Below are 19878 nucleotides of genomic sequence, written 5' to 3'. Positions count from 1 at the left end.
CGGCCGGTGCAGTCACGTGACGGATACCGGGCCCGGTGGGGCGCTCGTACGGTTCGGGAATGGCTTCGAATTCCTCAGGAATCCCCATGGAACAGATCGAGCTCGGCGATGTCACCATCACCCGGGTCCGGGAATACTACGGTTCCGTCGACATGACACCCGACACCTTCTTTCCGGAGAGTTCGAAGGAAGTCTGGGAAGACGGCGCTCCCTGGCCGGCCCCGCATTTTCTGGATTCCGAGACCAATATCGTGAATTCCGCGATCCAGACCTGGCTGCTGCGCAGCGAGGGCAAGACCATCCTCGTCGACACCGGCGTGGGCAATCACAAGGAGCGTCCGTACGCGCCGCTCTGGAGCCACCTGGAAACGGACTTCCTCGGCAATCTCGCCCGCCCCGCGCCGGCGTCGAGCCCGAGGACGCGGACATCGTGATCAACACACATCTCCACGTGGACCACGTCGGCTGGAATACATACCTGGACGGGCGGCACCCCGCAGCCGGTGCGCATGCGCGTTCGGGGCCGGACGCCGTGTCGATCGGCGTCCGATCACAGGTGCAGGCTCGCCGGTTCCGCCGCCGTCAGGGCGAGTGCGGCTGCCGCGGCCGAGTCGCGGACGGAGGCGGGTCGGCGCGCGCCCGGGATCGGGATCAGGGCCGGTGACTGGGCCGGATGTCAGGCCAGGCAGACCTGTTGCGGGCTGACGCCGTAGGCGCGGGCGATGGCGTGGAAGGGGGTGTCGGGCAGTCGGCGGTGTCGATCAGCCGTACGCCCGCGTCGAGCGCGGCGTGGATCGTGGCGAGCGCCTGCCCCTCGTCGGGGCGCCCCTCGACGGAGAGCGGCATCGCGCCGAGGCCGATGGTGCCCGCCGCGATGCCGCCGATGCCGCGCAACGAGGCCGGCGTGTGCGCGGTCCCGGTCATCCCCGACCGGGGACGGGTACAGGCGCGGAGCGGCCCGGCTTCGTAGGCCGAGCCGGGCCGGTGCGTGCGGGGAAGTCGGACCGCCTTCAGGTGGGCGGGCTGGGCGTGAAGGGGAGCAGTTCATTCCCGCCGGGCTGCACGATGCCGTAGCTGCCCTCGGGGACCTCGTTCCAGGCGCCGGGAAGGTCGCCGGGAGGCTCCGACACGATGAGGCGGGTGTCGTCGGAAATCCCGCGCAGGTACGCCACATCGGGGTGGAGTGCGCGCAACGTGTCCACCCGGGTGCTGTAGAAGAGCGAGCGTGACTGCGTCCGGCTGGAGTAGCGGAACGCCCACAGTCGTTCCCCGTTGGTCACCGCGACCGTCATCTGCAGCGGGAACTCCACGTCGTGCCGTCGACCGGTGTGCTCCACCAGGCCGGCCATTCGCGCGACGGCGCCCGGCGGGTCCTGCTCCAAGCCGAAGGTGAGTGCCAGGAAGAACATGAGCTCGGAGTCCGTCGATCCCTCGATCTGGGGGAACAAGTCCGGATCGACGGCCAGGGCCAGGTCTCGCTTGCTGCGGTGGAAGTCGGTGATGGCACCGTTGTGCATCCACATCCAACGCCCGCGACGGAACGGGTGGCAGTTGCTCTGCTGTACCGCCGTGCCGGTCGAGGCCCGGATGTGCGCGAAGATCAGTGGAGAGCGGACGTGGTCGGCGATCTCGCGGAGATTGCGATTGCTCCACGCCGGGCCGGTGTCCCGGACGAGTGCCGGGGCCTCGACGTCGGGTGTGTACCAGCCGACGCCGAACCCGTCGCCGTTGGTCGTCTCGACGCCCAGCTTGGAGTGCAGGCTCTGATCGATCAGCGAGTGGGCCGGTTTGTAGAGGATGGTCTCGAGCAGGATGGGGGTTCCCGCGTAGGCGAGCCAACGGCACATCGTCTACCGCCTCCCGGTCTTGGGGTTCGCGCCGCGGAATCGCGTTCGCGCCGCGGGACCGCGCCGCCGCGCCCGCAACGGGCACGTGGCGCGGATCCGGCTTCGGGACGGCGCACCCGGCACGCGACCTCGGGGCTTCGGCGACGTGGCGACGGACCGCTTCCGCGTCGGCGTCGTGGATGTCCGCGTCGCCCGGATTCCGCGGTCTCCTCCTTTCGACTCTAGGCATGTCCGCCGGTGGTCGCACCCGGGCGGAAGCCGATGTGACGTGCGCGGCCGTCATCGGCGTCGCACTCGCCGGTGCACGCGCGCCCGTCGTTCGGTCGACGCGATGACCACCACGCACATCCGGTGGGAGGAGATGGTGCACGCGGCCCCATCCGCCGCCGGAAAATGGTGCACGGGGGACGTAGTTCCGGCCATGCGCGTCCCTCTAGCGTGCTCATCACCGCCGACCGGACCGAGACGAGGTTCCGGGCGGTGGAGATGTGTGCCGTGAAACAGAAGGGACGATCATGCAGTCAGGATTCCGAGTGACCTCGATCCAGGACACGCCGCCGTCGACGGTCACCGACGGGATCACCGCCCGTGTGCTCAAGGAAGGCAGCGCCGAGGACCCGTCGGTCGTCATGGAGCTGAACTTCGCGCCGGGCGCCGCCTTCGGGGAGGACGCCCACGCCCTGCCGGAGATCCTGATCGTCACCGACGGCGTATTCCTGGACGGACACGCCGAGTACGGCAAGGGCAGCGTCATCGTGGGTGCCCCGGGCTCGGTGCACTTTCCGCAGTCCGAAGTGGGCTGCACGGTCCTCACGATCCACCCCGCGGGCCTGTAGCGCCGAAGGACCTGGTGATGTCGATGACCAGCGCACCGGAGTCCCGTTGGCCCGGGCAACCGCGACCCCGCCGGATGACCCTGGCCGTCTACCGGGTCGACGAGAGGACCGGCGATCGTATCCAGGTCGCCGAGCCGCGGACCGTCGTCGTCTCCGAGCGGAAGTGCGCGCAGACGAACGCGTACCCGGCCTGCCGCTGTCCGGGCTGTCGCCCGCCCGGTTCCTGACGACGGCACGGCCCGGGACACGCGGGTCGTCGGCTACGGCGTGTTCGCCTCGTGCACACGCGGCTCCGGGGCAGGTCCGACGTTGTCGGCGAGACGACTCATCGAAAAGTGCACCGGTGCCCACTCCGTGCCGCCGAAGCCGGACTCCGGGGGCATCCGGTGCTTCAAATGGTGCACGGGTGCCCTGTGTGTGGCCGAAATTGGTGCATCAGGACCGTGGTTCCGCCGTCCGATCGTCCTCTAGCGTGCTGATCTCCGCAGCCGGAACCGGGAAACCGGGTTCCGGATCACCGGTGCACCACCGGCTCCGTTCGTGCGGCGATTGGTTTGAAATTCGTGATCGATGACGTGCACATCTGGGTCGGCGCTTCGAGCGCGGGCCTCGCGGCCGGCCTGACGTGGCTCGGCCACCTGCCGGGGCGACGCAGAGCCGCACAAGACGTCCGACAAGTGCACGACCGGGCCCGGCAGACCGCGGCCCGGTCGGAGCAGACGGCCGGGCAGGCCGCTCGCGAGGCCCGTTCCGCGGGGCTCCGGGAGGTCGCGGAGGCGCGCGCGGAAGCCGCCGCGAACTGGTCGCGACTCCAGCTTGTGATGGCGGAGTTGGAGCACCTGGTCGAAGTGCGCCTGCCCGCGGTGACGCAGCGCCTTCAAGGCGTGTCGATCGCCGCGCCCACGGGCCTGCGCCGTCCGGAGGTGTTCGACGGCTCCGAGGTGGCGGAGCGGATGGCGGAGATCGAGGAGGCGCTGCGCGAGGCGGCGGCCGCGGTCCGGCGGCGCGTCGAGGATTCGGCCCGTGCCGGAGTGCGCGTCGCGGCCGAGGAGATCCAGGCGGCCCTGACGCGTGCCCAGCGGGACATCGACAACGCGCTCGACGACCAGGACGACCCCGAACTGTCGGCACGTCCGGACGGGGTGTACACCCGCACGCTCGCCCGGGTGGACCACAGCGTCACACTGGCGGGGCACACCGTGCAACGCCTGCGGATCCTGACCGAGTCGTGGCCGGGCGTGCAGCGGGCCAACTGCACCGTCGCGGAGATCGTGGAGAGCGCGCGCGGACGCGTCCGGCAGAGCGAGGCGGTCGACTACACCTACCGGGCGCGGACCGGCGAGACGGTGGTCGAAGGCCTCGTCGTGGAGCCGGTCATCGTGGTCCTCACGGAGCTGCTGGACAACGCCACCTCCTACTCGGGCGGCCCGGCCGTCACACACGTCGTCAAGGTGGCGGCCGGCATGCGCGTCACGGTCGAGGACCAAGGACTGGGGATGAGCCCGCTCCAGCTCCAGGAGGCCGAGCGGGCGCTCGCGTCCGGCGAGACCGACGTCACGGGCCTGGGCGATCCCGGGCGCCTCGGATTCCTGGTCATCGGGCGTCTGGTGCGCGCCTACGGGCTGCGGGTCGGCCTGTCACCGTCGGCTTCCGGCGGCGTCCGGGCCGACCTGCTGATCCCCACCGGGCACCTCGTCGCGGACGGACCGGAGGAAACGCGGTATCCACCCATGGCAGTGGCGCAGGAGCCGCCGCCCGCCGCCGCGCCGTACGCGGCCGAGCTGCCCGCGGGTCGGGCGTACGCGCCCGAACCGCCCGCGGTGCGGGACGAATTGCCCGCGGCCGAGCCGTACACCGCGCAACTCCCCGAGGCCCGGCCGTACGCCGCCGAACTCACCACGACACAGCCGTACTTCGCCGAGCCGGCCGCGGTTCGGCCGCCCACGGCCGAGACGGGTGGGGCCGACATCCCCACTGCGGCGTCCTCGTCCACCGCGCCGAGAAGAACGCCCGCCGGACCGGAGCTGACCGCGTACGGGCTGCCCAAGCGGCAGCCGCGGCGCGCGGCGCGCAGGGACCCGACGCCGCGACAGGAGGAGGTGGCCGACGCCGAGGCGTTCACCGAGGGGTTCGCTCGGCTCAGGGGTGTCCTGGCGGCCGAGTACGACCGAAGCGACAGCGTCAACGAAGGTTGGAGCACGTGATGTCCGAGTACCCGCACGCCACGGCCGACACGGCCGACCTGCGCCCGCAACTCAACGCGCTCCTGGGGGAGGGCGTCGTCTCCGCCGTGTTGTTCTCGACCGACGGGCTGGCGCTGGCGGCCACCGACGGTCTGGGCCGTGACGAGGCCGAGCGGTCCTGCGCGGCGTTCGCCGGCGTGGCCTCCCTGCAGGACACCTTCGCCGACTGTTGCCGAACCACGCCCGACAACCTCTTGATGCGCTATCAGATCATGGACTTCACGCGGTACACGGTCCTGCTGCTCGCGGCGGGTCGCAACAGCGGCCTGGGCGTCGCCGTCGAAGGCGACTCGATCAGCCAGAACGTGCAGTTGGCACTGTCGAAATCGCTCAAACTCATCAAGGCCCTGGGACCGTTCCTGGCCGCCCGGGACCGCCAGGCATCCGCCCGGGCATGACCTCCGGCGCGGGCGGTGGCGGCCACACGCGCCGCGGCGTCGTCCGCTCGCACACGGTCATCCGCGCGCGAGCGGCGGCAGCCGAGGGCGAACGCCCGCACATCGACGTGGCGACGCTGCTGTCGGTCGACCCCACGGCCCCGGTCACCGGACTCGGAGTTCAAGCACGCCGCGTGGTCGCGCTGTTGGTGCCGGGGGTGTTGTCGGTGGCGGACGTCTCCGCGCATCTGGAGCTTCCGGGGGCCGTGGCGCGTGCCGTCGTCGCGGACCTCGTCGTCAGCGGCCACGTACGTGCCGCCGATCCCTTCACGCCGCTCGCACAGCCGCACGACCGGGACTTCCTCGAAAGGGTTCTGCATGGCCTCCAGCGTCTCTGAGCGCGGATATCTGCCCGCCGGGGCACGATCGGTGAAGGTCGTGGTCCTGGGGGCGTTCGGTGTCGGCAAGACCACCTACGTGGCGACGCTCTCGGAGATGCGTCCACTGCACACCGAGGAGCGACTGACGCGCGCCGGCGAAATGGTGGACGACGTGGGGGTGGACACGAAGTCGACGACGACGGTGGCCATGGACTTCGGGCGGCGCACGCTCGGCGACGGCGACATCGTGGTCTACCTGTTCGGCGCGCCCGGGCAGCCGCGCTTCGCCGCGATGATCCGTTCGCTGCTGACCGGTGCCCTCGGCGGGCTGGTGCTCGTCGACACCCGGTACATCGACCGGTCCTACGAGTCGATCGACCTCCTCGAGGAGGCCGAACTGCCGTACGTCGTGGCCGTCAACGCCTTCCCCGGAGCGCCCGAATACCCCGAGGACGTGCTGCGCGACGCACTGACCCTCCCCAACGACCGCCCGCTCGTCTTCATCGACGCCCGCACCATGCACTCGGCGAAGCGCGCCCTGGTCGCGCTGGTCACCGACATCCTCCGACCCGCAGGGAGCCGCGCCCGATGACCGACCGGGACCAGCAATCCGCCGCCGTGCCGCGGTTGTTCGGCACCGCGTTTCGCGAACGCCCGGAAGCGGCCTACGCATCGCTGCGCGCCGCCGGACCGGTGGCGTGGGCCGAGGTGGCCGACGGCGTACGGGTCCTCGTGGTCACCGACCACGCCGCCGCCCGCGCACTCCTGGGCGAACCGGCGTACACCAGGGACCCGGGCGCGTGGGAGGCCCTGGCGCGCGACAGCGTCCCGCCCGGACTCGCGCTCATGTACGCCGGCGGTGTCCAGCACACCGACGCCGAGGAGCACCAGCGGTTGCGCCGGGTCGTGGACGACTGCCTGGCCTGCGTCGATCTGCACTCCGTCCGGCGCGGCGTGCAGCGCTACGCGCGGGAACTCGTCAAGGCCTTCGCCCACCGCGGACACGCGGACCTGATGGCCGAGTTCGCCGAACGCGTCTCCGTACACACCCTGGTCGAACTGCTCGGCGGCACGGCGGACATCGCCGAACGCGTCCGCGCGTACGCCTGGCCCGTGGTCGACGCGCTCCCGGAGGCGGCCGAGGCATCCGGGGAACTCAACCGTGCGCTGGGCGAAGTGGTCGCGGCCAAGCGAGCCAGGCCCGGTGCCGACGTGACGTCGTGGATGCTGGCGCACCCGGCAGCGCTCGGCGACCGGGAGGCCGAGCTGCTGCTGCGCTCGACGGTGGTGCTCGGCGCCACGTCCACGGCCGCCTGGATCGGGGCCACGCTGCACACGCTGCTCACCGAACCGGCCTATGCCGGCGAACTCGTCGGCGGCGCGGTGACGATCCGCGACGCGATGGACGCCACTCTGGCGACCCGGTGCCCGGTGGCGAACGCGTCGGTGCACTACGCGCGGCGGCCCACGACCCTGCTCGGTGTCGCGATACCCGCCGGGGTGCCGATCCTGATCAGCCACGCCGCCACCGGCCCGGACCCGGCTCGGCCCGGCGTGCCGCGATCCCGGGACCGCAGCCACCTGGCGTGGTCGGCCGGCCCCCACCGATGCCCCGCGCAGGCCGTGGCCTCGACCATCGCCGAAGCGGCGATCGAAACGGTCGTGGACGCCCTGTGGGACCTGTCCACACCCACTCCGGCGATCTCCGGCAGGCCCGGTCCGTTCCGGCGGTGCCCGGCGCACCTGGGCGTACTGTTCGCGCCCGACGGCGGACGCGGCGCCGGCGGGCAACCCGCGCGAGGCGACGGCGAACCCGTCGTGGACACTGATTCCGGTTCCGGTCTGAAAGGGGTGACCGCAGGACATGTTGTCCCTGCGTGATTTGAGTGCGATTTCCGAGTTCGGGCTGAATCCGGTGGCCGGCGCGGATCGGGAGGTGCACCGCGCCCTCATCCTGTCCGGCCGCGAGTGGATCGGCGCGGACATCGCGAACGCCCTGATCGTCGCCAACGCCGCGAATCTCCAGGTCGTGGACCGGCTCCTGGCGACGCTCGCCGCGGGTGGGGCGGCCGGGCTCGCGGTCGCGGAAGCCCCCGACCAGGCCTCCATCGCCGCGCTCCGGCGAGCCGCGGAGCACCGTCGCTTCCCGCTGCTCACCTCCACGCGCCCGCTCTCCGCGTGGCGATCCGGCCTCGCTCAGAGCGTCCTGGACCTCGGCGCGGACCGGGCCCGGCGACACGCCGCCAGATTGGGCGAACTGATCGGGCAACTCAAGACCTCGCACGACGCCGTCGGGGCGATCACCCGGCTGCTGGCCGAGGAGTTGGACGCCGAAGTCGTCGTACGCGGTGCGGACGGCATCCTCGCGGCGGTGCCACCGGCCGCCCCGCTCACGCTGGCCTCGGTCATCCAACGGCCGGACCGCCCTTTGCAGACGACGCCGGCCGGCCTGTTCGCCGCCACCGTGCACCTGTCGGCCGACCAGGTCCTGATCGTCGCGACCAGGGAACCCGCCGGGCGGGCGGACCGGGAGATCGTCAGGCACGCGGCCACGGCGCTGACGTTCGCCTTGGTGCCCCGGCCCCGACAGACCGACACGGCCCTGCTCACCGCCGTCCGCAGCATCCAGCTCTCCGCCTTCCAACTCCTGATGACCGGCAACACCACCCACGCGCGACGGGTGATGGCCGGCGTCACCCCCGGGCTCCTGGACAGCGAGTCCGCCCGGGTCTTCGTGGTGAACTGCGCACGCGCAGACCGCGACACCGTCATGGCGGAGGTGGAACGCAGCTTCCAGGACCGAGCGCTGGCCATCCGCTGCCCCGCCTACCACGAGCACATCATCGTCCTGGTCCCCGAACACCCCGGCACCGACGGGGAACGCGAACTGCGGATCCTGCGCCAGGCGTTCCGCACCGCCGACGTCGCCGTCGGAGGCAGTCCGGTGCATCCGCTGGAAGAGGTCGGCGACGCCTACGGGGAAGCGGCCGACGCCCTGTCCCGCGCGGTGCACCACCCGGAGCGCACGGTCATCACCTCGTCTCGCACCCCCGGCCTGGTGGACGTCCTGCCGGACGCCGCCCGTACGTGGGCCGCCGGGTTCCTCGAGCCGATCCTGAGCCTGCCGCGAACCGGGCAACAGATCCTGGAAGCCACCGCGATGGCGCTGGAGTTCCGGACGTCCGCGGCGGCCCGCGTCATCGGCGTGCACCGCAACACGATCGCCCGGCGGGTCAACCACGTGTGCGCCGAGATCGGGATCAACCCGGAGCGCACGCTCGACCGCATCACGCTGTCCCTGGCGATCCAGATCGTCAGCGCACTTCCCTCCACGACCGCCGGGCCCGGCGCGGACGTGTCACTGCACGGCGTTCTCTGCCATCCCCAGGTCCGCGGGTGGGCGGACCGGACGCTGCGTCCGCTGGCGGACGATCGACGCGACCTGATCCGCACCCTGCGGACCTGGGTGCTCACCGAGTTCAACGCCGACGCGACGGCGGCACGGCTGGGGATCGCCACCAAGACCGTCCGCGCGCACATCCACGCCGCGGAACCCCTCCTCGCCAAGGAACTCATCACCGGCCTGCCGCAGGACGTGGCGGAGGAGGGGGAACAGCGCCTGAGCGGCCTCAGGACGCTGACCGTCGCCCTGTACGCGACCACGCCACCGGGAGGCGCGCACCCCGCGCTGCCCGGCGACCCGCCCCGGCCCGCCCCGGGCGCCGGGAGCTTCGCCGCGAGTCGCTGACGGCCGCCCACGACCCAAGCAGGCGTGGGTCGGACCGTCCGGGGCAGACGCCCTCCGGCGGCCGTCGGCCGTGAAGAGGAGGGAACGACATGGCGGACATGCGTGCTGTGGGGTGGGCACGGTCCTTCCCCGTCACCGGAGGTGTCGAGGCGGGACGGCACTGGACCCGGGACCACCTCAGGTCCCTGGCCTGGACGAAGGACGCACCCGAGACGGTGCAGGACGTCCTGCTCACCGTCTCGGAACTGATCACCAATGCCCACGTACACGCGCACAGCACCGCCCACCTGGTCCTGGCCTGGGACAACCGATGCCTGAACGTCTACGTCAGTGACTCGGGCCCCGGCCTGCCCGTCGTCCGTGAGGACGGCGACACGCGCGCGACGTCGGGGCGCGGACTGGCCATCGTCGCCGCGGTCGCCGACGAGTGGGAGACACACCCCGTTCCGCACGGCAAGGCCGTGATCGCCTGCTTCCATCCACCGGGACAGGACCCTCACCCGGCAGGATGACACTCGCGCCGTCGGGGTGCCTCGGCCCCGGCCGGTGCCGGCCGTCGGGCCGGGACGCGCGTGGCGGCGTCCCGGCCCTGGTCCGTCGTCGCAGGTGCGGTCACGTCGGCTTCGTGCGGACGAACGAGTCGCTCTCGCCTTCCGTCCAGTCGAACGTGAGCGTCTTTCCGTTGCCGCTCACCACGGCTTTGCCGTGGGCCGACACCCCCGGGCAGTTCAACGTCACGTTCGCGGACGCGGACAACGTGCCCGAGCACTTCGTCGAGCCCGCCGTCAGCGACACCGCACCGCCGTCGACGGTCAGCACGCCCAGCGCGCCGTCCCCGCGCCGCACGGGCACGTACCAGGTGCCCTGGAAGGCCGCGCCCGCACCACCCCCGGCCGGGGCCGAGGTGCGCGGTTTCGTGGTCGTGGGACGGGACGACGGCGCGGCGCTGGTGCCCGGTCGCGAGGACGGCCCCGGGCTCGCGCTCGCGCCCGGTGTCGACTCCCGCGCGTCCGGGGGCGGCGTGGACGCCACGGTGCCGGGGCCCGCCGTCGCGGACGGCGCCACCGGCGGGCCGGACGCCTTTGCCCCGCCGCCGTGTTCGTTCGAGCAGCCTGCCACGGCGATGGCCGCCAACACGGCGGCGGCGACCGACGCGCCACGGCGCGCACGGGTCGCGGACGTACGGTCTCCGGCGGTTCGGGTCCCGGTCGAGCGGGCCCGGGTTTTCACCCGGATCACCGCTTCGACAAATCGGCCTCGCACTGAAGTGCCTCGGATGTCTCACCCCGTTTGAGCGTCTTCTCGTCCACGATCTCGCCGTCCAGACGCACCCGGCACGTGACCGTCTCCTCGGGCGCCTCCGACGCGGAGGCGTAGACGGTCATGTGCATGAGCGTCTCGGGAGTGGTCACCTCGATGCTCTTCGTCCATCCGGACGGGACGGCCTTGGCCTCCTCCCCGTCGGAGTTCGGGTCGTCGACGCTGTACCGCACGTCGACCGGCCCCCGGCCGGCCACTTCGTACACCACCGTGTGCTTCGACGACCCTCCACCACCGTCGTCACTCGAACAACCGACCAGTACGAGCGACCCCGCGAACGCGACGGCCGCAGCGATGACTGCGCGCAAAACTCTTCCCCCGTCTTCGTGACTTCCTTGCCGGACTCGCGTGCGACCCACACGCGCGGGCACGCTGTCCACGGCCGGGACCAGCCGCAACCGGCGATCCCGCACAGGCCGTTCGGCCCCGACGGCCGAGCACGGCGGCGACGATACACGCAACCTCCGTCCATCACGGAGTCGTTGTCCGCTCCCGCGCGCACACCTCGCGAGGCAACGATGCCGCGACGAACGGCGGCTCCGCGACCGGGACTTGCGCCGGCTCGTCGCGTCACGACCTCGGGGCGTCATGGTCGGGTCGGCTGTACGGGGTCGATTCCATGCATACCCTTTTGCATTTTTTGGTTGGATGCAACGCTGATTGCAGAAGCTTTCGATCTCGGGTAAGGGGTGGACCATGACCAATCATTCGGCGACCCTCGCCATCGACGAACGGCTGCGTGCCCGTCGGGCCGCGGGCGAGAAGGTCCTGCATCTGGGCTTCGGTGAAGCGGGGTTGCCGGTGCCGGCGGCGGTCGCCGAGGTGCTCGCCGGTGCCGCCGGCCGTAACGGCTATGGTCCGGTCGCCGGTTCGGTCGAGGCCCGGGAGGCCGCCGCGGGGTGGTTCTCGCGGCGTGGTCTGTCGACCGACGCCGACCGGATCCTGTTCGCGCCCGGAAGCAAGGCGCTGTTGTACGCGTTGCTCGAGGCCATCCCCGGGGACGTGGTCCTTCCGTGCCCGGCGTGGGTGACCTACGCGGCGCAGGCCGCCCTGGCGGGCAAGCGGGTGATCGGCGTGCCCATTCCCGAAGAGGCCGGCGGTGTACCCGACCCCGCGCTGCTGGAACAGGCCCTGAAGGACGCCCGGGCCGACGGCGCCGACCCCGGCATCCTGATCCTGACCGTGCCGGACAACCCGACCGGGACGGTGGCCCGTGCCGAGCACGTCCGCGACGTCTGCGCGATCGCCGACCGATTCGGGCTCGCGGTCGTCTCCGACGAGATCTACGCGGAACTGTGCCACGCGGACCGGGAGGCACCGCGCGCGGCGCGGCACCTTCCGGAACGGACCGTGGTCACCTCGGGTCTGAGCAAGTCGATGGCGCTGGGCGGTTGGCGGATCGGCTTCGCCCGGGTACCCGACGGGGCGTGGGGGGACCGCCTGCGCGCGGATCTGATCGGCGTGGCCAGCGAGATCTGGTCCGGTCTGGCCGCACCGATGCAGGCCGTCGCGACCCACATCCTGGGCGACCCGCCCGAGATCCTCGCCCACGTCCGGGCCGCCCGCGCCCTCCACGGCGTCGTCGCCCGCGCCGTGCATGCCCGGTTCACCGCCGCGGGGGCGCTGTGCCGGTCCCCGGAGGCCGGGTTCTACCTGTACCCGGACCTCGAGCCGCTGCGCCCGAACCTCGCGGCACGAGGCATCCACGACGGGGCCGCCGTGTCGACGGCGCTCCTGGAGCGACACGGCGTCGGCGTACTGACCGGGGAGGCGTTCGGCGACAGCGCCGGCGCGCTGCGGTTCCGGGTCGCGACGAGTCTGCTCTACGGCGACACCGACGCGCAGCGATGGCAGACCCTGCACAGCGACGACCCGCTGACCCTGCCCTGGGTCGCCGCGTCGATGGAACATCTGCGTGATGCCCTCGGCGCGCTCACCGCGAGCCCGCGATGACCGCGGAGGAGGCGGCCCGCGGATCGCGCGCGGCCCGCACGCCCCTACCGCCCGCCGTACACGTCGAAGTCCCGGAGCAGCCCCTCCTCCTCCAACAGGATGGCGCGTGCCTGCGGACCTCGGAGTTCGGCGACACCCGCGGCGAGTGCCTGGATCAGCGACGTGAAGGCGGTCATCGAACGCAATACCGACGGCCCCGCTGCATCGACGTATAGGACGTGCTCGCCCGAAGCCGCCAGCGGGGACGAGGGGTTGTCGGTCAGCGCCACGCTCCGCGCGCCGCGTTTGCGCGCCCACGCGGCGGCCCGGACGATCTCGGCGCTGTAGCGGTGGATCGAGATGGCCACGAAACAATCGCCGGCGCGCACCCGACGCAGGTTGTCGATGAGCGTGCCCGCTCCCAGGTCGACGGTCTCGACGTCGTCGTGCATCATCCGCAGCAGATAAGCGAGGAGGTACGCCGGGCCATGGCACTTGCGCAGCCCCATCACGTGCACGCGCGGTGCTTCGGCCAGTGCGCGCACCGCTCCCCGCCAGGTCTCGGGATCCACCCGGGCGAACGTGCGGGCGATGTTGGCCGTGTCGAACGCGGCGACGCGACCCAGCAGATCCCCGCCCTCGGCGAGACGCTCGAGGTTGTCGTAACGGCGCAGAAGCTGGGCCTGTTCGCGCAGACGTTCCCGGCACAGCACGGTCAGACCGGGATATCCCCTCAGCCCCAGACTCGTGGCGAAGCGCACGACCGTCGCCTCGTTGACCCCCACCGCCGACGCCAGGTCGGACACCGTCATGAAGGCCACCCCCTCGGGGTCGGCCATGACACGATCCGCGAGCAACCGCTGCGACCTGGTCAGCCCCGCCTCCCGCTCGCGCAGGACGAGCACGAGATCGTCATAGGTACCCGGCGGGGTGTTCGCGATATCGGCCATGTTCGGGATTCTCCCGTGCCCACGCGCCGGGCGAAACGGAGCACCCCTGCCGCGCCCGGCCGTGCGCGGCTCGCGCCGATCGGCGCGGTGCTCGCCACGGCGGCGGTGGCTACAGCGGCAGGACCACCAGGGCGGTGTCGTCGGTGGCGCCGTCGGGCGGGAGGAGATCGGCGAGGACGGCGTCGGCCAGGGGTTCCGGGGCCAGGGCACGGTGGTGTGCCAGTGCTTCGGCGAGGCGGGCGAGGGATGTGTCGATGTCCTCGCGGCGGCGTTCGACCAGGCCGTCGGTGTACAGGACCAGGGTCGCTCCGGCGGGGTACACGATCGCCGCCTGGGGGCGCGGGAGGTGTTCGGGGTGGGCGCCGAGCGGCGGGTCGGTGGCCCGGTCGAGGAAGGTGACCGTGCCGTCGGGGCCGAGCAGTGCGGGAGGGAGGTGCCCCGCGCTGCTGTAGAGGAGACTGCGACGCGCCGGGTCGACGATCACGGCCACCGCGGTCGCGGACTCCGCGCCGGGCACCGAGCGCGCGTGCAGCCCGAGTGCCTCCAGGGCCTGGGCGGGTCCGTCGGCGATGCGCAGGGTCGCGGTGAGGGCGCTGCGGAGCTGACCCATGACGGCGGCGGCCCGAAGGCCGTGTCCGACCACGTCGCCGACCGCGACGGCGGTGCGACCCTCGGGCAGGTCCACCAGGTCGTACCAGTCGCCGCACACGTTCAGCGCCCCCAGCGCGGGACGGTAGCGTACCGCCGCGGCGCGGGGCCCGGTGCGCGGCGACGGCGCGGGCAGCATGGCGCTTTGCAGTACGAGCGCCACCTCGCGTTCGCGGGTGTAGGCGCTGCGGAGGCGTTCGTTGACGTCCTGGAGTTCCCGGGCGCGGTTGTACAGCTCCGCCTCCATGAAACTCGCGGGGTTCTGGTGGCTCCCGCTCTTGGCACGCAGGAGTTCGGTGACCTCCTCGACCCGGTGCAGCACCCACCGCACGCGGCCGACGGGGTCGAGGACCGGGACGTTGAGAATGCTCCAGTACCGCTCGTTCCACACGCCGGGCTCGCCGGGCGGCTGCGTGTCGTACCGCTGTGGGGCCATCGCGTCGCGCTGCCCGGTGGCCGCCACGCGGCGCAGCGACGCGGCGAGGTTGCGCGTGCCGGTCGCGGACCGGTCGTGGGGATTGTCGGGGAACGCGTCGAAGATGTACCGGCCGATGATCTCCTCGCGGCGGCGCCCGGCCAGGCGCAGGTACGCGGGGTTCGCCTCCACGTAGACCAGTGCCGGCGTCAGCAGCGCCACGCCGGCGGGCAGCGCCTCGAACACCGCGTGGAAGTCCACGCGCCGGTCGGGTCGGCCGGCGCGGGCGGACGCCGCCGCGTCCTCGCCGGCTCCCGAGCCGACATCGTCCGCCGGACGCGGGCCGTCGACCGGCCCGGGCCCGGGCGCGGTGGCACGCGGCGCGGCGGCGGAACGCGGGGCGGAACCACCGGTCGGATCGAGGCCCGGAACGGCACCGGGGCGAATGCGGTGGCGCGTCGTCCCCGCCCGGGTCTGCCGGCCGGGCCGGTCGTTCGTCCCGCCGCCCATGTTGCCGTCGGCTCGATGGCTTGTGGGCGCGCCCATGGCCACCACCCTTCGTCGGTGAAGCCCCGAGCCCGTTCGCCTTCCACCGTACGCGCGCCGAACATCGGTCACATGTGCCGTAGCGGGCCCGGGGCCGCTTCCGGTGCGGGCCGCTCGCGCGGCAGTCGGCCTCGTGCGCGGTCCGGGCCCGCTCCCGTGGGCTCCCATATGTGTCGACGCGCCGGCATACCGTTCGCCGAACGGGGGCAGTAGCGGGTTGGTCGGACGGGGGCGTGCAGCCTCCGTGGCAGTCCCCGTTCGAGGAACGCAGGTGTGGCGACCCAGGTCGGTCGGCGGTTCGTCCCCTGACCGGCCCGACGACTCGCCGGGCGGCCCGGGCCGCCCGGACTGCCCGAGTGGCACCGCTTCGCCGCCGTCTTCGAAGGGCAGGACACACCGTGGGCATCCTCGCGTGGATCATTCTCGGCCTCATCGCGGGAGTCATCGCCAAGCTCCTGCTTCCGGGACGCGACCCCGGCGGGTGCCTGATCACGATCCTGATCGGAGTCGCCGGCGCGGCCCTGGGCGGGTGGATCGCCGCCGAGGTCTTCGACCGTCCCTTCGAGAAGCAATTCTTCGATCTCAAGACCTGGGGCGCGGCGATCGGCGGATCGCTGATCCTGCTGATCCTGTACCGCGTCATCTTCGGGCGAAGCCGACGCTGACCGGCCCGCGTCGACGAGGACGGCGTCCGCGCCCCGGATTCCACGCGGGCACGGACGCCGTCGCGTCGTCCTCGTGCGATCGGACCCGTCCGGATCACCGACGGCGGCCGTGCGGACGACGTCTCCCGCACGCGAGTGACCGACGACTCAGGACTCACGGCTGATTGCTCGGAGGGAGATGGTCCAGAGGCGAATTCCGCCATCGACGCCGGCGCCGGCCAGGTCGCGGAGGTGCGGGCTCGACGCCAGTGAGTTCAACGGACTTGACGCGCCCGGCCAGGGAGCGGACTTCGGGACCGGTGTGCGCATCCCACAGGCGGATCAGCCCGGTATCGGCGTTTCGCAGACCGGACTTGACGTGGCCGGTGGCCACCAGGCGGCCATCGGGGCTGAACGCCACCGACCTTGTGGGCTGGGACCCGGCCGCGCAAGAGGGCGGAAGGCGATGGAAGGCCGCGGAAGGCCGCCGGTGGCGCGTGCGTCGGCGCGTCCCCGGCGAACGCCGACCGACCGGCCCGCGCGCCGGTCAGCGGCGAAGGAGGCGGTGACGCGTCGTCGACCGCTTCGCCACGATCGGCCCGGTGGGTCCGGTGCGGATCCGGCTGACACTCGGAGGGTGTCGTCCGTGAGGGTGCGTTTCGGCGCGTCGGGTGGAAGGGGCGCGGGAGGTGACGCCCGGCCGGCCGGGTTCTCCGGCGGCCCGTACGGCCCGTTGTCCGCGTTCTGTTCCGGGTGGGGCGTACGACGGTGTGGGCGACCCGCGCACGGGCGGGCCGCCCACGACCGGACGCGCGGGCGTTCGGTGTACGGTCACGGTGCTCGGAGCGCGCGACCGGCCGGGCCGTCGTCCGACGGGCGACCTACGAGACGTAGGAGGCGTAGACCCAGCCCTTGATGCCGGTTGCGTTGTGCTTGACGTAGTACCAGTACTGGAGGTCCTGGTCGGCGACGATCAGGCCCTTGCAGTAGACGGTCACCTTCGCGTTCTTCTGGAGGAGGCGGAGGATGGGCGAGTTGTACGTGCCCTTGGTCTTGCGCAGACTCACGTTGTTGCCGGTGATCTTCCCCGCGCGGTCCTTGTTGTTGGAAACGTTGCACAGGGGATGGTCGACGGCTGCGGCCGTCGGGGCCAGGGCGATGCCCGCGCCCACGAGCAGGGACACCGAGGCCGTCGCGGCGGCCACTCTGCGGCCGAACTTGCTCATCGAGGACTCCTTGGAAGTGCGCGTCCGACCCGTGGCCCGACTCGCGGACCCGCCGGACACGACTTGGCGTGTCGTACGGAGGCCGGCACGGGAACGAAAGGCGCCGATCCGGCGACTCGAAACGGATGGGTGCGGACGGTCCTCACGCTCGGTGCCGCTCGCACATCATCGGCAACCAACTGCGGGTACCGCTAGCCGATTCGCGCGGCGGGCAGGCGCGCGCCATGTCATGGAGGGCTGCTTCCGGCCCTGGCCTACCATCGTCGCGTGACCTCCGCGCTGCTCCTCGTCGATCTGATGCCACGCATCATCGCCCTGCCCCTCGCCCCGCATTCCGGGGAGGAGGTCCTCGCACGCTGCCGTCGGTTGGCCGAGGCGTTCCGGGCGAGTGGCCGCCCGGTGGTGGCGGTTCGCGTGGAGAGGCCGAACGTGGCCGAGCAGCCGCCGGGCAGCGGCTTTGCCGACGATCTCGTCCGGCCCGATGATGTCCTGGTCGTCAAGCGCACCGTCGGGGCGTTCCATGGCACCGACTTGCACGACCGGTTGCGCGATCTGGGCGTGGACACGCTGGTGCTCGCCGGACTGGTCACCACGATGGGGGTCGAGTCCACCGCGCGGGCCGCGAGCGACCACGACTACGAGTTGGAGTTCGTCGCCGACGCGATGTCCGGATTCAGCGCGGACGAACACGACTTCACCGTGGAGAGGATCTTCCCCCGATTCGGCGAAGTGCGCGACACGGCGGCCTACACCTGACCGACCTCGCCCCGCCCGAACCCCCCCGCCGGAGCCGGGGTACAGGTCATGGTCGCGCGACCGGCTACCGGCTACCTGTCGTGGTGAGTAGGCCGAGGGCTGTTCTCAGCATGGCCGTGCTCCAGTTGAGGGGTGTGTGGGGGGAGGGCACGATCAGTTCGTTGTCCTGATCGTCACGGTAGGTGACATAGCATTCCGGGACTCGGTAGGGCGGCACTTCCCGCACGTGGTAGCCGTCGTCCTCGCGGAGCACGGCGTGCCACTGGTTCGCGCCGGTGACGGTGGCCAGCATGCGGTTCAGGTAGCGCACCGCGAATTCGCGGTAGTGCCGGGCCTGTTCGGGATCGGTCCGGCGCGTGTGCAGGCTTCGGCGGGCGGCCCATGTGGCCAGTTGTCCGAGTGGGTGGGTCCAGGCGGCCTCGCGCCCCCGCGGCGTCAGGCGGCCGCGCATCTCCTGTTTGCGGTCGAGGTCCGGATCGCCCCCGCGGGCCTCCGCGTCCGCCTTGATCTCGTTCTTGATGGCGTGGATGGTCGCCCGCACCTCGTGCGTGTGGAAGTTGACGCGCTGGTAGGAGTCCTCCGCATAGCGGATGAGGCCGCCGGTGGCCGGGTCCTCCAGGGGGCGCAGCGCGTCCAGGACCACCGTCTCCACTTCGTGCGCGGTCATGGGCCGGGCCGGATCGCCGATGGGGACGCGGCCTTCGGCGAGCAGTTCCGGCAGGCCGTACATCAGGAGGTAGACCAACGACGCGTCCGCCCGGCGGTGCCGGATCGAATCGGTGTCGTAGTCCGGTGACTCGAACGGGATCCGCCGGCCGATTTCCCGGAGACCGGCGTCCACCATCGCGCCGACCCGCGCGGTGAAATCCTCGCCGTCCGCCAGAAAGCCGAGTTCCGCGTGGTCCGCGAGCACCCTGATTCTGTCGAGCAGGGCTGTTTCGACGGCCATCACCGAGGTGCGTCGCGCGGCAACCTCCTCCCACGATCCGGAGCTTTCGTAGCACGGGAAACCGACCGCCCGGAGAAACGGCACCACGAAGCGAAGGAACTCCTTGTGCGCCGGCAACAGTTCGCCTGCGTCGACGAACCCACGATCCAGCGCGTCCAGGACGAGGAACGCGAGCATCTGGAACGAATCCTGCTTGTTTCGCCACCTGTTCGGCTTTTCGGCCTCGAGGTCGTCGAACCACAGGGATATGTGGGGCCATTCCTCCTGCCCGGTGTCCCCTCGCTCCACGACGGCGGCGAACCGGGCGAGTTGCGCGGGTGTGGAGATCAGGTGCAGCGCGCTGTGGATCAGCTCGCGCCCGATGGCCCCTTCCGTCGCGTATCGGTCCGGGTCACTCAGGAAGAGCTCCATCATGGCGCTCGCGGACTGCACGTGATCGCGCAGGTAGAACATCGTCGACATCTCGCCGTGTCGCACGGTGGGGTCGGCGGCGATGTCCGTCGCGGCGACGATGCAGACCCGTCGCGCCGCCCCGTCGACCCGGACGCTCCCGGCCTCGATCACCGGCAGATCGAGCGCGCCCCGCTCCTTCAGCAGCGTCTCCACCGCGCGCAGGTGCGTGGGTGAGCCCTCCGCCGTCGCCAGGCGCGCCAACGTCGGATCGGCGAACGGGATCCCGACGCCTTCGGACGCCCGATGCGCGCGATTTTTTGCCATCAGCTCGCGCAGCAGCGCCTGGTCGTATTGCCGGTGAAATGCGGGCACACTTGCTCCGTCGTACATGGCCGATACCGGTGCGGCGCGGCTCGAATTCATGAGAACCGTCGCAGCGAAACACCGGACGACGGGCGATCCACGGAGTCTCACGGTATTTCCGGAAATCGCGTCAACGCCTTGATCGTCCGATTTCGCCGCCCACGGCATGCTCATCCGTTGTGGACTTTTGGGCACGCACGGTAACCAAATGGATCCGCTTTTGCACAGTGCAAAGGCGACCGCTGCGGCGCTGATTATATTTTGCCACGCGCTGTGCCGGTATTTGATTCGGGGCAATAGTCCGG

19 protein-coding genes and 2 pseudogenes are annotated in these 19878 nt (G+C 71.6%); 13 read left to right on the top strand and 8 right to left on the bottom strand.

Features of this window, described 5'->3' with window-relative positions:
• Nucleotides 1–86 precede the first annotated feature (86 nt).
• Nucleotides 87–490: pseudogene (locus ACWCPW_RS09870) on the top strand (MBL fold metallo-hydrolase); the annotation flags it as partial.
• A gap of 257 nt (nt 491–747) precedes the next feature.
• Here ACWCPW_RS09870 and ACWCPW_RS09865 read toward each other — a convergent pair.
• Together ACWCPW_RS09865 and ACWCPW_RS09860 are read right to left on the bottom strand one after the other, a co-directional pair.
• Nucleotides 748–924 (bottom strand): annotated as a pseudogene (locus ACWCPW_RS09865) (aldo/keto reductase); the annotation flags it as partial.
• Between the two features lie 86 nt (nt 925–1010).
• Nucleotides 1011–1847, bottom strand: coding sequence for a class II glutamine amidotransferase (locus ACWCPW_RS09860; protein WP_449761050.1), 837 nt, complete (start codon nt 1845–1847; stop codon nt 1011–1013).
• Between the two features lie 515 nt (nt 1848–2362).
• Between ACWCPW_RS09860 and ACWCPW_RS09855 the strand changes: the two genes are divergently transcribed.
• From ACWCPW_RS09855 to ACWCPW_RS09815, 9 genes are all read left to right on the top strand, one after another.
• The gene (locus ACWCPW_RS09855) at nt 2363–2683 is read left to right on the top strand and encodes a cupin domain-containing protein (protein ID WP_449761049.1); all 321 of its coding nucleotides are present in this window, start codon (nt 2363–2365) and stop codon (nt 2681–2683) included.
• Nucleotides 2684–2700: 17 nt separating this feature from the next.
• Nucleotides 2701–2910 carry a hypothetical protein gene (locus ACWCPW_RS09850; RefSeq protein ID WP_449761048.1) on the top strand — a complete coding sequence of 70 codons (210 nt, stop codon included), beginning with the start codon at nt 2701–2703 and terminating at the stop codon, nt 2908–2910.
• A 336-nt stretch (nt 2911–3246) separates the two neighbouring features.
• Nucleotides 3247–4887, top strand: a complete 1641-nt coding sequence (locus ACWCPW_RS09845; RefSeq protein ID WP_449761047.1) for an ATP-binding protein — start codon at nt 3247–3249, stop codon at nt 4885–4887.
• Nucleotides 4887–5324: a roadblock/LC7 domain-containing protein gene (locus ACWCPW_RS09840; protein ID WP_449761046.1), complete on the top strand. Its 438-nt coding sequence runs from the start codon at nt 4887–4889 to the stop codon at nt 5322–5324. Before ACWCPW_RS09845 ends, ACWCPW_RS09840 begins: the two co-directional genes overlap by 1 nt.
• On the top strand, nt 5321–5701 hold the full coding sequence (locus ACWCPW_RS09835; RefSeq protein WP_449761045.1) for a DUF742 domain-containing protein: 381 nt from the start codon (nt 5321–5323) through the stop codon (nt 5699–5701). The genes ACWCPW_RS09840 and ACWCPW_RS09835 overlap by 4 nt, the downstream gene beginning before the upstream one ends.
• Entirely contained in the window at nt 5682–6275 is a 594-nt protein-coding gene (locus ACWCPW_RS09830; RefSeq protein ID WP_449761044.1) for a GTP-binding protein, read from the top strand. Before ACWCPW_RS09835 ends, ACWCPW_RS09830 begins: the two co-directional genes overlap by 20 nt.
• Nucleotides 6272–7564 carry a cytochrome P450 gene (locus ACWCPW_RS09825; RefSeq protein ID WP_449761043.1) on the top strand — a complete coding sequence of 431 codons (1293 nt, stop codon included), beginning with the start codon at nt 6272–6274 and terminating at the stop codon, nt 7562–7564. The genes ACWCPW_RS09830 and ACWCPW_RS09825 overlap by 4 nt, the downstream gene beginning before the upstream one ends.
• 1 nt (nt 7565) lies before the next feature.
• The gene (locus ACWCPW_RS09820; RefSeq protein ID WP_449761042.1) at nt 7566–9431 is read left to right on the top strand and encodes a hypothetical protein; all 1866 of its coding nucleotides are present in this window, start codon (nt 7566–7568) and stop codon (nt 9429–9431) included.
• Nucleotides 9432–9520: 89 nt separating this feature from the next.
• A complete protein-coding gene (locus tag ACWCPW_RS09815) occupies nt 9521–9943 on the top strand; it encodes an ATP-binding protein (protein WP_449761041.1) in 423 nt (140 codons plus the stop codon).
• Nucleotides 9944–10043: 100 nt separating this feature from the next.
• Here the strand turns inward: ACWCPW_RS09815 and ACWCPW_RS09810 are convergent, their stop codons facing one another.
• Both ACWCPW_RS09810 and ACWCPW_RS09805 read right to left on the bottom strand, forming a co-directional pair.
• Nucleotides 10044–10496 (bottom strand): hypothetical protein, encoded by a 453-nt coding sequence (locus ACWCPW_RS09810; protein WP_449761040.1) that lies wholly within the window; start codon nt 10494–10496, stop codon nt 10044–10046.
• A 170-nt stretch (nt 10497–10666) separates the two neighbouring features.
• Nucleotides 10667–11059, bottom strand: a complete 393-nt coding sequence (locus tag ACWCPW_RS09805; RefSeq protein WP_449761039.1) for an MmpS family transport accessory protein — start codon at nt 11057–11059, stop codon at nt 10667–10669.
• Between the two features lie 388 nt (nt 11060–11447).
• On the opposite strand from ACWCPW_RS09805, the gene ACWCPW_RS09800 reads away from it, so the two are divergent.
• Nucleotides 11448–12704, top strand: coding sequence for a pyridoxal phosphate-dependent aminotransferase (locus tag ACWCPW_RS09800; protein WP_449761038.1), 1257 nt, complete (start codon nt 11448–11450; stop codon nt 12702–12704).
• Between the two features lie 44 nt (nt 12705–12748).
• Here ACWCPW_RS09800 and ACWCPW_RS09795 read toward each other — a convergent pair whose 3' ends face one another.
• Nucleotides 12749–13633: a MurR/RpiR family transcriptional regulator gene (locus ACWCPW_RS09795; protein ID WP_449761037.1), complete on the bottom strand. Its 885-nt coding sequence runs from the start codon at nt 13631–13633 to the stop codon at nt 12749–12751.
• A 109-nt stretch (nt 13634–13742) separates the two neighbouring features.
• The gene (locus ACWCPW_RS09790) at nt 13743–15242 is read right to left on the bottom strand and encodes a PP2C family protein-serine/threonine phosphatase (RefSeq protein ID WP_449761036.1); all 1500 of its coding nucleotides are present in this window, start codon (nt 15240–15242) and stop codon (nt 13743–13745) included.
• Between the two features lie 398 nt (nt 15243–15640).
• Between ACWCPW_RS09790 and ACWCPW_RS09785 the strand changes: the two genes are divergently transcribed.
• Nucleotides 15641–15907 (top strand): GlsB/YeaQ/YmgE family stress response membrane protein, encoded by a 267-nt coding sequence (locus tag ACWCPW_RS09785; protein ID WP_449761035.1) that lies wholly within the window; start codon nt 15641–15643, stop codon nt 15905–15907.
• Nucleotides 15908–16767: 860 nt separating this feature from the next.
• On the opposite strand, the gene ACWCPW_RS09780 is transcribed toward ACWCPW_RS09785, so the two are convergent.
• A complete protein-coding gene (locus tag ACWCPW_RS09780) occupies nt 16768–17112 on the bottom strand; it encodes a hypothetical protein (protein WP_449761034.1) in 345 nt (114 codons plus the stop codon).
• A 267-nt stretch (nt 17113–17379) separates the two neighbouring features.
• Between ACWCPW_RS09780 and ACWCPW_RS09775 the strand changes: the two genes are divergently transcribed.
• On the top strand, nt 17380–17868 hold the full coding sequence (locus ACWCPW_RS09775; protein WP_449761033.1) for an isochorismatase family protein: 489 nt from the start codon (nt 17380–17382) through the stop codon (nt 17866–17868).
• A 64-nt stretch (nt 17869–17932) separates the two neighbouring features.
• Here the strand turns inward: ACWCPW_RS09775 and ACWCPW_RS09770 are convergent, their stop codons facing one another.
• Nucleotides 17933–19870, bottom strand: coding sequence for a hypothetical protein (locus ACWCPW_RS09770; protein WP_449761032.1), 1938 nt, complete (start codon nt 19868–19870; stop codon nt 17933–17935).
• Nucleotides 19871–19878 lie beyond the last annotated feature (8 nt).

This window comes from Embleya sp. NPDC001921, from assembly GCF_053594475.1.
This window is presented reverse-complemented; position numbering and strand designations above follow the sequence as displayed.